Below are 11,557 nucleotides of genomic sequence, written 5' to 3'. Positions count from 1 at the left end.
TTCATGGTAATCCGCAGCGGTTTGTATTCAACGCCTAATCGCTCAATGCTTCGTGTGTTGTCCATTTTTAAGGGAATGCCAATGTTACGGGCAACATGCTTCCAAGAGAAGCCTAAGAGCGGTCCGAAGAGATATCCCATAAACTTAGGCACCTGACGCTTGGGCAGCTTGAGCTTTGAGCCGACATCTTCTCGGAGCCCTGCAACCACTTCCATCACCCCAATCTCTTCGCAGGAAAGAATGTGGCGACCTTCGGCATCTTCTCGAATGGCACCTTCTACGTGGGCAAAAGCAACATCGCGAACATCCACCCAGGCTGTATAAAATTCCATCATACCAGCCGCAAACTTGCCGTTGATGAGACTCAAGAGAAAATCAATACTGGCAGAATCATTACGCGAAGTAAGCGATGGTCCCATGACAAATCCAGGGTTAATCGTCACCATATTCCAGCGCTCCTGAGCCTTGCACATTTTCCAGGCCTCCTCTTCCGCCAGCCTCTTGGAATAATTGTAGGGCGCGTGGTCAATGCTGCTGGTTTCGTTCCAATGCTCCTCTGTTAAAACCCCACCTTTAGCCGCACATTCGGTGGTATCACCGAAAATAGCCACAACCGAAGATGTGAGTACGACCCGCTTCACAGATTCTGTGGCGTTGACGGTATTCAAGACGTTTCGCGTGCCCTTGAGAGCTGGATCAATCAAGCTTTTCTGCGGATCTTTAATCTTACCAACGAGAAAAGGCGAAGCCGTATGAATCACAATTTCATTCCCAGCGATGGCCTCGGCAAAATCTCCATCAACCAGCAAATCGGCCTTAAAGAGCTTGAGCGTGCCGGGCAGCTCCTCTCCCATCTTCTTAAGGTGCCCAACTTTCTTTTCATTGGAAGGGTCTCGAACTGTGGCATGGACGGTGGCACCACGCTCAAGCAACTGATGAACGACATGACCGGCCACATAACCGGTGGCTCCAGTGACTGTAATCGGACTTTGAATGGGAAATGACATTGGGCTCTCCTTCACAACAATCTTACCTATCAAGGCAGTTACGAGCGACTGTCATGCCATTGAAGAATACAAGGCACTCAGAAGCAAGCTGAAGCTACAATAGGATAAAGTTGTGAGGATTGGTTGAGGCACAAAGAAATACTTCGCTAAGAGCCTACACCTTTTCAAGGCGTGGCTGCACTACGATAAAACCTGCGGTTTTCAGGTAGGTTAGGAGCCTTCAATAGAAGCCAAATCCCACTCACAAGCATGAAAATCGCTGCCCAGAAGCGTAGGAGGCCCTTTGACCGGGTCTGGCCACGGCTCCTTGGGGTAGTACTCATGAAAATGCGCGAACATGTCCGAATAGTCCCGGTACCCAGGATCATGTGCTCCAAGTAAGGGAAGAATCTCGCGACCAAAGAAATGATCCGTCGGCAGCTCAAAAGGATTCTCGGGAAAATAATTACTATCGTGAAGAACAACAAAGTCGGCACGCGATTTCATAGCTCGAATCGTCTTCGTACGAGCTTCCCACGGCGCTTGGTCAACGAAAACCACGCCCCACTGCACATCACTCGATGTGATGGTCTTTAAAAAGGGATCCCAGTGGGTGCAGTCGTGATACTTACCGCCGCAGCCTTCTGGAGACACCAAATAGAATCGGTGCCAATCGGTTTCATACTTATCTCGATACTTGCCCAGCCATTCGGGGTTGTTATCCACACTAATGAGCCTTCGTTTGGTGGCTTTGCAGAGTTCATGCAGCATCACCGTGCTGCCTTCGCCACATCCAAACTCAATCACTGGTCCAGTCGTGCGCTGAACTGCCTCGTAAAGTAGGAGTTGGTGGGTCGCGAAGCCATTTCCAAAATCGTATGCAAAGTTAGTCATGAAGGTTCATCGACAGAAACCACGAATCCTTTAGCGACATTCAACACAATCGTTTTTTTATTTCCTGGTCATGCACCCAATACTGAACAAATCATCAATTATTTTAGTGTGATAGGAACTGGCATCCCCCCCGAAATCTCCTTATGATACCCAGATATTCAAGAGGAAATCATTCGTGCAAAATCTGAAACCAAGCGATATCGAACGGATCTACAAAGAGTTTGTAGAGCCCAACCACACCCGCGATTACATGAACCGCTACCTCTGCTTTCCAACAGAACTCAACAATCAAACCTGGACCTGGGAAGGCAAAGACCTACCCCGCGTCATGGCGCTGCTGGAGTTTCGCAGAATAAGTATGGAGCGTAAGCTTGAAGCTCAAGAACTCCTCACATTCAACGGAATCAACGACCCAGAACTCGCTTATCTCCCGACCCAGAATCACGACAACGTGGAGTACCTCGACAACCCCGAAAAGTTCGACCTTCACACGCTAGATCTCGATAAAAAAGATTACGATTTCATTATCTGTAATCAGACACTCGAGCATCTCGTGAATCCAATTCAATGCCTAGAGAACCTAAACCATCACCTTAAACCCGGTGGCTATTTTTATACCAACGTCCCCGCCAACAACATTCCGCACGATGTACCCCATCATTTTTACACAGGCTTCACCCCCGTCGGGCTTGGAGCCATTTGTGAAGCCGCAGGTTTCGAAATTGTGGAGATTGGTCAATGGGGCAACTTAGATTACATGATGCTGATGATGGGAAACCAAACTTGGCCCGATTACACATGCATGCGAATGCCTGGAAAGAACGAGCCACAAAACCCAATCATCACTTGGGTGCTTGCACAGAAAACCTAAAAGAGAAGCGCGAGGCCAACCTCAGGCAACCAACGACTGCACTTAACGTTTAGCTCTGGAATCGACTCGCAACCCAAATCATACTCAAAAACGGCGCCACCTGAGGCGATCAGATTGGCTGCTAAGTCCCAACTGATTCCCAGCCGGGCTCCCAGGATATCCTTATCATCCACACCCTTGATGAAAGCATGTTTATAAAAGCCCCCAACATAAGGCATAAATTCACCAAGCTGCGTGACGGTGTAGCGAACCCCGGGGCTCAAGACGAATAAAGATGGATCGGCGCCGAGCCAAATCTCTGCGCCCAGCTCAAGCTCCAATCCATCCATCACGAAAAATCCAACACCAGGTCCCAAGATAAAATAACGTTCAACCCCAAATGAGCCGGTACCGAATCCCAATGACGCGCGCGTGGTTCCCTCTTCAAAATATCCGGCGTGGGCTGGCGCTGCACCCAAGCCCATGATTATCCCTATGCCTAGGCATAAACACTGTATCTTGATCGTTCGTATTCGAGGTGTCATCTTCAAATCCTAAGGTGGTTGTTTGAAGAATAGCATTCATCAAACACGATGCTAAGCTTTTCCGCAATCTGCCTTTCAAAACAAAGGCGGCCTCCCAATGCTGAAACAATCCATACACGCGTTACCGCTCACCTTGCTCTTTTGGTACCTCGTTGCTTGTAGCCAATCCGTAACCACGATGCCTTATCAACCGTGTGAGCTTGTTGGCACACAACCTTCAGATCTTGAATCCACCGACCTCACAGGCTTTTCTGGGGCAGCGGTTCTCGAAAACCTCAATGAACCGGTGTCCGTTCCCATCACCTATGAAAATGGCGGCAGATCCGTTCTCACCGCACGTATCACCTACGCTAATGGGTCGGTCCAAGAGGTCGAAAAGGTCCTGAATGGATATGACGACGGCCTCTCTCTCGATGAACCATGCACAAATTATATCAATATTGAAACGAACCTTACCCTGACCACCGAAGACGGGTTGCTCAATCTTGTGGAAACAGTTCAACTCCATGCTTTTGGATTAAACCATGCCATTGTAAATCATGAGGTGCTTTCTGGAGCTCTTGATGCCCTATGGAATGCAGCCGCAGTAGACACATCAAGCTCAGACCGGATTCGTTACTACCTCAACAATACGTGGCATGAAGGCACGATAAGCGGCGATGCCAGGGCCACCGTTGAGCCTGGCGCAAACCCAAGCGCGTCAAGTGAGAGCATCACCACTATTGAGCTTAAGGGCCTCGCTGACTGGTAAAAACATGTTACGCACATTGGTCCACAACAAAGCGCCCGATTAAATGGGCCAATTTAATAAATGAAATCAGCGCGGTAGAAGATACCACCGGTTATCGCTCTTACCGATGAAGCCCTGGAAAGAGCGATCGATCTATGCGATGTATCTGCCTGGTTGAATATCACCTGGGCAATGCCAACCTTGGCTTTGAAGGTAGGCCGAACCAAATCTGATGAGGAGTTTTCACGTGAATTTTTATCCAAACGCAAAACTTGCCATTGTTTTCGCAGTGATGGCTGCTTCGCTCACTCCGGCTGGGGCACTTGCCGATGCAGCCAAAGCTGGCCTCGAGATTGCGAAAAAAAATGACCTCGCGAATCAAGGCTTTGGGTCGGAAGCGTCGGTTATGGAAATGAAACTCATCAACGCGCACGGCGACGTTACAACCCGGCGCATGAAAAGCGAAGTCCTTGAAGGTTCCGGCGAAGGCGACAAGTCGGTCGTGATTTTTCAATGGCCAGCAGACGTCAAGGGCACAAAGATGCTCACGCACTCCAAGAAATCAGCCGACGACCAACAGTGGCTCTTCCTCCCCGCTATCAAACGCGTCAAGCGCATCAGCTCTCGAAATAAGTCTGGTTCTTTCATGGGCAGCGAATTCTCCTACGAGGATTTAGGAAGCCAGGAAGTCGAAAAATTCACCTACGAGTTACTGGGTGAAATGAAATTTGAAGGCCGTGATGTTTGGCATATGAAGCGTATTCCAACCGACAAACGTAGCGGATACAGCAAACAGATTGTCTGGGTTGATAAAGGATACAACGCTCCTGTAAAGCTCGAGTATTACGACCGTAAAGGTGAGCTGCTCAAAACCGCGAGTTTCAAGGAGTTCAAGCAGTACGGTAAATTTTGGCGCGTTGGTCAAATCAACATGGTCAACGCCCAGACCCGAAAGCAGTCAGTCATTACTTGGAGCGAACGAACTGTTGGCAGCGAAGTAGATTCAGAAAACTTCGACAGCGATAACCTGGCCGATTGATGCACCCCGCTCGCCAATTGCTCTTGCCAATCGTTCTCGCACTTCTGGCCGCCACACCAGCCTGGGCTGGGTGGTCAAGTCAGGGCGAATTGGCTCTTGAAGGCCGGCTATTCCTAGACGACGACAACGAAACGACCATCGACCAAGCACTGGGGATGATGGGACGGGTGCAAATTGATCACCGCTACAAATCTTTCAAAGAACGGCTTCGGGTATACGGGCGCCTCGATCAACAAGATCCGGCACGCACCATCCTGGTTATCGAGGAAGCCTGGGCCCAATGGAAATTCAAGCCCTTCAAACTCAGAGTTGGTTACGACCTCCTTAACTGGACGGCGACAGAAGCATTTCACCCAGCCGACATTTTCAACAGCCGCAACCTTGATAGCGATTTACAGAATTACGAAAAAGTCGGTGAGCCGATGGTTTCGTTGGCCGTAAAAACAGCCGTTGGAAAATTTACGTTCTACCATATGCCCACATTCGTTCGGCCGATTTTACCATCCCCCTCCTCCAGGCTCTCCTTTGCTCCGGGTCAAGACTTGGGCGTGAAGCGAATGGATGTATCCGGAAAACTCACCAGCCGCTGGTTTGCGCCCCAGTTTGGGCTGAGATGGCGTTATAGCTTCGACAATGCCGATATCTCGCTACACGGCATTCATCACCAAGACCGCAGTCAGCCCTCGGTTATTATCTTCGATAATACTCCCACTGCTCTTTTCCAGACCGTTACCCAGGTCGGCGGAACCTATCAGCACGTGGTTGAAGGCTTCATTCTCAAACTGGAGGCCGCTTGGCGTATCTTCCATAAGCCTGCAGATGAGGACCAAGGTATTTTATTTCTTGATGGAACGAATGGTAAACCAGACCACGGCCGTATCGCATTTGGGTTAGAGTACGGGCTTGCTCACGATGCCGGGTCCGAATCAACGTTGTTACTCGAGGGCCAGTCCTTAGTTGGCACCAGTCGTGAGACAGCAAGTATGTTGGACACGTTTCAAGCGGATGTCTTGCTTGGCTACCGCTTCGCCTTCAATGACGAGGCCAGCACCAGCTTCATTATTTCCGGCATCGCAGATGTAGAACATCTGGACGAGTTCATAGGTAGCTTTAGCTTCGAACGCCGCATCGGTGAAACTTGGATTGCTAAAGCATCCGTTCGCATCCTCACAACTGCCGATCCCGTTAGCGTGTTGGATGCGAAACCATTGCAGAGACTGCGCCAAAGTGACCATGTTGGCATTCAGATTACACGACACTTTTGATTCGAGAGGTACCTAATGAATCAATCAAAACCCACTTCTTTTGTCGGACAAGGATTTGTCGACACCATAGGCAAACACCCGTGGCTGATTTTATTAGTTGGTCTGGTAGTCTTAGGCGGAATCATGCCGGGCCTGAAGAAGATTCAAACAGACTTCAGTCATAAAGGTTTCTTCTTCGACGACGACCCTATGCTTCTCGAGTTTAATGCCTTTGAAAGACAATTTGGAAACGACGACTCTCTAATCATCGGCGTTCATAGTCCGTCTGGCATTTTCGACGTAGACTCCGCTTCCCTGGTTCAGGAACTCACTGAAAAAATGTGGCTCATGCCCGATATTATCCGGGTCACCTCTTTATCGAATTACTCGTGGGTGCATGCCGAAGGCGACGATATCCTGGTGGACCCATTCCTGCCGGATGACCAAGAACTTACCCAAGAACTTCTCGATAATCGCAAAAAGATTGCGATGTCTCATGAGGTTCTTCCAGACTACCTGGTCAGTAAAAACGGGAATACGGCTCTACTCTACGCCCGAATCCGACCCAGCCTCGAGGGCATTGTTGAGGCACCTCCCATTGTTGAAGCAGCCCGTGCGCTAAGCGAGAAGCTTAAGCGCAGCGACCACTCTTTTTATGTGGTGGGTGGGCCGGCCATCAACGCAAGCTTTAAAGAAGCCACTCAAACCGATCTTGAACGGCTCATGCCGATTCTACTGGGGCTTATTGTTGTATGCTTGCTCATTTCCCTACGCAGCGTCGTCAGCACGGTACTATCGCTTGTGGTCGTCGTCTTTACGATTGTGCCAGCGATGGCCATGTCGGGCTGGACGGGCTTCCCTATTACGAGCGTCACCGGCGTCCTTCCGCAAATATTAGTCGCTATTTGTGTTGCCGACTCCGTCCACATTCTCAGCGTTTTCCGGCAAGCACTGCGAGACGGCAAGCTAAAAAATGCCGCTGCTAACTACACTTTAGCCAAAAACTTCCTGCCCACACTCTTAACCAGCATATCCACCAGCATTGGTTTCTTCAGCTTTGGCACCGCCAATCTTAAGAGTCTAGCTGGTTTGGGTACCCTGGCTGGCTGCGGCGTTTTGCTGGCCTGGTTTGTAAGTTATTTTATCCTCGGACCGCTGCTTTTCATTCTCCCGTCTCTGATCAAGCCAGCTCCGCAAGAAAAGCTCCACACCCGCATCACTCGGGCAACAAAATTCACCGCGCAAGTTACAAAATTTCGTAAACCCATCATCTATGCCTTTACGCTTCTCACAATCGGAGCTGCTGGCTTAACTCTCAACAACGAAGTGAATTCTGACCCCTATCAATATTTCGCACCGGGCGTTGCCCTGCGAGATGCCAACGACTTCATTACGGGAGAGGTTGGCGGCGCGCGAGGCCTGGAAATCGTTGTGCGATCTGAAAAAGAAGATGGCGTCAAAGAGCTTGAGTTTCTAAAGAAGGTCGAGGCCTTTCAAGAATGGCTTGAAGCCAAGCCTGAAGTGACACGGACACTATCAATTGTAGACATACTCAAAGCCACTCACCGCTCGCTCAATGGCGGGGACCAAGCATTTTACAAGTTGCCGGATAACAAAGAGATGATTGGCCAAGAGCTTTTTCTCTATACCATGAGCCTGCCACAGGGCATGGACATCAATGACCGCATCACTTTAAAGAACGATGCCATTCGAGTGACCGCCTTATGGACTATCTCTGACTCAAAAAGATGGATGGCTACAGCAGCAGAGGTGGCTGACCATGCTGCCAAGTCAGGCCTCGACATTACCATTACCGGTAAAGGGAATATTTACCAAAGCATGAACCCTTACGTTGTTGAGTCTTTTGTGCGCTCCATTACCATTGCACTGGTATTAATCAGCATACTCCTGATTGTCGTGTTCGGTTCCTTTAAGATGGGTATGATTGCCCTGCTTCCAAACTGCATCCCCTTACTACTCGGCGGCGCAGCTTTCTGGTTCCTCGGTAAGTCAATCGACATTGGCAGTGTACTTGTCATGAGCGTGTGCCTGGGCATTGCGGTGGATGATACCATTCACATTTTATCCAACTACAACCGGCTGATTAAAGATGGTTTAAGCCCACAGGATGCTGCTGCGGAGGTACTCGCCCACACCAGCCCTGCACTTATCTTTACCACGATTATTCTCGTTTTAGGATTTGGGACGCTGGCATTTGCGACTTTTGTACCGAATATCTACTTCGGAATTATGACTGCGATTATCCTGACACTGGCGCTCTTCACGGATTTAACTTTTTTGTTGGCCGTGCTGACCAAACCAAACCCCGAGCAACAAGCTTAGATTAAACCTTCAAAGACTCGATGCCTGCCAATGCCAAACCTTGTGCAGGCTCCGTAGGGTGTGCAAGTACATGGTGGACGGCATCCAGGCCTTTTCCCACTGCTTCTCGTAAACTTCTTCCATGAGCTAAATGCGCTGTAATGGCAGCCGCCAACATACACCCGCTGCCATGGGTATTTACGTTTTCCAAACGCGGGTGCTTCCAATGATACACTTCGCCATTTTCGAACAAGAGGTCCACAGGATCTCCTGAAAGATGCCCACCCTTCAGTAATACTGCACACCGGTAGCGCTTACTCAGCTCTCGTGCAGCTGCTTCTTGGTCATCTCCACCGATTGGCTTACCATCCAGAAGAACCTGGGCTTCATCGATATTTGGGGTCATCAACGTGGCACGGGGTAAAAGGGAATTCTTGTAAACCTCGATGGCTTCATCGGCTACAAGCTTTGCGCCACTGGTTGCAATCATCACGGGGTCCACAACACAGGCAATCTTGGGGTTCTCTTTCAAGAAATCAGCCACCACTTGGATCACTTCAGCCGACCAGAGCATTCCAGTCTTCATCGCTCGTACGGGCATACCCGCAAAGACGGCATCTATCTGAGCCTTAACAAAGGCCGCCTCTACCCCCACCACTCCAGTTACCTCGCCCGGGTTTTGAGCTGTGAGTGCTGTGATGGCTGTGGTGCCATAGGTTCCCAGGGCAGAAAACATGCGCAAATCAACTTGGATGCCTGCACCTGCACTTGAATCAGAACCAGCCACGGAAAGTGTTACAGGAATAGTCATGACCCAGACTCCTCAGCGTTTACCGACGCGTTTGATTACGCTTAATGACTGATGGCCCCAGAAACTGACTTCGTCAAGAGTTAAGGCTGGGTTTCACCACTGGCTACCGCAGCGGCGACATCTTCGCGCAATAAAATAGAAAGTTGGATTGATGTGGACCAGCCACTGAAAGAATCTTCCATCGCCAATACGGCATAATGCCCTCGAGCTAGATCCAGCCATAAATGAAATCCAAAGAGCCCCGATGCAGAAATCACATCCACCCTCTCGCAGGTTTCGTCCCATTGCGGATTAAGGCACTCAAGCCAAACCCCAAGACCATAATGCCAGCCGCGGCTCCCATTGGTCATCGGACTGTATTCGAAAGTCACCCCAGGTGAAGCTGTGTGGTCTATCAACATCTCGCTCCACGTTGTCGGCCAATAAGCATTCGTAAGCATAGATTCTGCAAAACGTTGAAAATCTTGCATGGTGGTTTGAGCACCGCCCGATATCCGCGGGTTTTCGGTACTGGGCCAATTGTACTCAGTATTTATCATTCCCACAGGCTCAGCGACCCGTGAAGAATATAAGTCAGCCCAACTCTCCCCCGAGGCTGCCTCCGCAATAGCGGCCAAAACCTGCATGTGCGACGGTCCATAAAAGTAAGCCTCTCCTGGAACGTAACTAAACGCACTCTCGTAAATCTGTTGCGCACATAGAGCAATGGTTGTGGACTCGTCTTCCAGGCACCTCGGCGTATTGTCGCCAAAAGGTGTTCCAGAAAGTCCGGAGGTAAAAGACAAGAGTTGCCTCACGGTTACCCTGCTCCGTTCATCCTCTGGATCATCGGTCCACCACGCCAAGTAATCTTGAGGGTGATTGTCCAAGCCTAACAAGCCCTCTTCAACGAGTCGCAAAATAACCGCAGCCGTTACCCATTTGATGGCACTGGCACTCGAATAAGCTGTGGTAGCCGTGGATTCACCTTTGTGATGGGTGAAAACAACTCCATCAGCCGTGCCGACGGCAAAGCTAAGAGACTGGATGGTACTAAAAGAGATTCGGTCTCGAACCCGCTGCCAGGGATCTACCGGTTCATCTACAACATCGCTCCCGTCACTCGGCTCATTTTCTGGCTCGGAATGCTCTGGCTCGGAAGTTTCCGGAGATGAAGTAAGAGCGTCTACTGGCTCCCCTTCCAAGTCGTGGGCAGTGTCACAACCTGACATCACCAAGCAAAAACAAATTATCACCCCGAATCGCATCAAGTTCCCCGTAAGTGCAGTCCCCTCAGAATTGACCATAGAGACGCTGCTCTACCTGGTCACAGATAATGTGCTCAATAGATAAGTGCGACTCTTGAATAAACTGGGTGTTCTTGCTGGGAACCGCAATCACAGCGTCGGCCGTCCCCTCACGCAATCCATCTTCCCCTGCTAGAACGACCACAAATATTCCCATTTTTTGACACTGCTTGATAGCCTCTAAAATATTTCTTGAACCACCACTGGTCGAGATTCCTAACAAGACATCACCTTGTTTACCCAATCCTTCTATTTGCCTCGCAAATACACCTTCGTAACCACAGTCGTTCGAATAGGATGTCAGGAATGACGTGTCAGTTGTAAGCGCGAGAGCGGGCAAACTAGGCCTATCAAGTTCCTTACTCAATCGGCCAACGAACTCGGCCGCCATATGTTGGGCATCTGCGGCACTTCCGCCGTTACCACAGATCATTAATTTACGGCCGTTTCTAAAAGCGTTCTCGATCAAATCGATGGCTGTGGAGATCGCAGGCATACAAACATCACCAACCCGCAATTTGACCGCGGCACTTTCTACCAGATGACTTTTGATAATATCTTTACGGTCCATCATGTCCTCTTTAATAAACAATCCCACAGATAGTCACTTCATGATACCGTAGCAACCTTAGCGTCTCCGCACTCCTGCAAGGCACAAAGGTCCCCAACATTTACCACACGTTGACCCCATCGACAGCAGCCGAGTTAAGAGAGAAGCATGGCCCAACCCATGATTTAACCATCATCAGACCTCCTAAGCAGTGGCGCCAGGTCAAAGATAGATTTGATAACGGTGCCTGCCCGGGAGCGTGTGCCATCCTCTTGAACAACTCTGATAGTATGCCCAACA

At 49.8% G+C, this 11,557-nt stretch carries 11 protein-coding genes; 5 read left to right on the top strand and 6 right to left on the bottom strand.

The annotated features are described in order from the left end of the window. Both HOK28_16015 and HOK28_16010 read right to left on the bottom strand, forming a co-directional pair. Window positions 1-1,007: NAD-dependent epimerase/dehydratase family protein (locus HOK28_16015; protein ID MBT6434606.1), on the bottom strand; the 1,007-nt coding region annotated here is incomplete at its 3' end. Window positions 1,008-1,217: 210 nt separating this feature from the next. Continuing rightward, window positions 1,218-1,880 (bottom strand): hypothetical protein, encoded by a 663-nt coding sequence (locus tag HOK28_16010; protein MBT6434605.1) that lies wholly within the window; start codon window positions 1,878-1,880, stop codon window positions 1,218-1,220. A 175-nt stretch (window positions 1,881-2,055) separates the two neighbouring features. Here HOK28_16010 and HOK28_16005 point away from each other — a divergent pair, with 175 nt between their 5' ends. Beyond that, complete coding sequence (locus HOK28_16005) at window positions 2,056-2,751, top strand: methyltransferase domain-containing protein (GenBank protein ID MBT6434604.1); 696 nt, start codon at window positions 2,056-2,058, stop codon at window positions 2,749-2,751. On the opposite strand, the gene HOK28_16000 is transcribed toward HOK28_16005, so the two are convergent. Continuing rightward, window positions 2,748-3,275, bottom strand: coding sequence for a hypothetical protein (locus HOK28_16000; protein MBT6434603.1), 528 nt, complete (start codon window positions 3,273-3,275; stop codon window positions 2,748-2,750). The two genes, HOK28_16005 and HOK28_16000, sit on opposite strands and share 4 nt — an antisense overlap. 97 nt (window positions 3,276-3,372) lie before the next feature. Between HOK28_16000 and HOK28_15995 the strand changes: the two genes are divergently transcribed. The 4 genes from HOK28_15995 to HOK28_15980 all read left to right on the top strand — a co-directional run bounded on the left by HOK28_15995 (window position 3,373) and on the right by HOK28_15980 (window position 8,631). Further along, complete coding sequence (locus HOK28_15995; GenBank protein ID MBT6434602.1) at window positions 3,373-4,026, top strand: hypothetical protein; 654 nt, start codon at window positions 3,373-3,375, stop codon at window positions 4,024-4,026. Window positions 4,027-4,252: 226 nt separating this feature from the next. Next, the gene (locus tag HOK28_15990) at window positions 4,253-5,044 is read left to right on the top strand and encodes an outer membrane lipoprotein-sorting protein (protein MBT6434601.1); all 792 of its coding nucleotides are present in this window, start codon (window positions 4,253-4,255) and stop codon (window positions 5,042-5,044) included. Then, window positions 5,044-6,309, top strand: a complete 1,266-nt coding sequence (locus HOK28_15985; GenBank protein MBT6434600.1) for a hypothetical protein — start codon at window positions 5,044-5,046, stop codon at window positions 6,307-6,309. Before HOK28_15990 ends, HOK28_15985 begins: the two co-directional genes overlap by 1 nt. 15 nt (window positions 6,310-6,324) lie before the next feature. Then, the gene (locus HOK28_15980; protein ID MBT6434599.1) at window positions 6,325-8,631 is read left to right on the top strand and encodes an MMPL family transporter; all 2,307 of its coding nucleotides are present in this window, start codon (window positions 6,325-6,327) and stop codon (window positions 8,629-8,631) included. Between the two features lies 1 nt (window position 8,632). Here HOK28_15980 and thiD read toward each other — a convergent pair whose 3' ends face one another. The 3 genes from thiD to HOK28_15965 form a co-directional block, all read right to left on the bottom strand. Continuing rightward, window positions 8,633-9,421 carry a bifunctional hydroxymethylpyrimidine kinase/phosphomethylpyrimidine kinase gene (gene thiD, locus HOK28_15975; GenBank protein ID MBT6434598.1) on the bottom strand — a complete coding sequence of 263 codons (789 nt, stop codon included), beginning with the start codon at window positions 9,419-9,421 and terminating at the stop codon, window positions 8,633-8,635. An 80-nt stretch (window positions 9,422-9,501) separates the two neighbouring features. Then, entirely contained in the window at window positions 9,502-10,668 is a 1,167-nt protein-coding gene (locus HOK28_15970; GenBank protein ID MBT6434597.1) for a beta-lactamase family protein, read from the bottom strand. 25 nt (window positions 10,669-10,693) lie between these two features. Then, window positions 10,694-11,260, bottom strand: coding sequence for an SIS domain-containing protein (locus tag HOK28_15965; protein MBT6434596.1), 567 nt, complete (start codon window positions 11,258-11,260; stop codon window positions 10,694-10,696). Window positions 11,261-11,557: the final 297 nt, after the last annotated feature.

This window comes from Deltaproteobacteria bacterium (assembly GCA_018668695.1).
In the GTDB taxonomy this organism is placed as follows: Bacteria; Myxococcota; XYA12-FULL-58-9; order XYA12-FULL-58-9; family JABJBS01; genus JABJBS01.
This window is presented reverse-complemented; position numbering and strand designations above follow the sequence as displayed.

Bases quoted from the DNA above. Each gene is read 5' to 3' on its own strand.
- thiD (MBT6434598.1), bottom strand. From the start codon at position 9,421: ATGACTATTCCTGTAACACTTTCCGTGGCTGGTTCTGATTCAAGTGCA.
- HOK28_15985 (MBT6434600.1), top strand. From the start codon at position 5,044: ATGCACCCCGCTCGCCAATTGCTCTTGCCAATCGTTCTCGCACTTCTG.
- HOK28_16010 (MBT6434605.1), bottom strand. From the start codon at position 1,880: ATGACTAACTTTGCATACGATTTTGGAAATGGCTTCGCGACCCACCAA.
- HOK28_16000 (MBT6434603.1), bottom strand. From the start codon at position 3,275: ATGACACCTCGAATACGAACGATCAAGATACAGTGTTTATGCCTAGGC.
- HOK28_15970 (MBT6434597.1), bottom strand. From the start codon at position 10,668: ATGCGATTCGGGGTGATAATTTGTTTTTGCTTGGTGATGTCAGGTTGT.
- HOK28_15995 (MBT6434602.1), top strand. From the start codon at position 3,373: ATGCTGAAACAATCCATACACGCGTTACCGCTCACCTTGCTCTTTTGG.
- HOK28_15980 (MBT6434599.1), top strand. From the start codon at position 6,325: ATGAATCAATCAAAACCCACTTCTTTTGTCGGACAAGGATTTGTCGAC.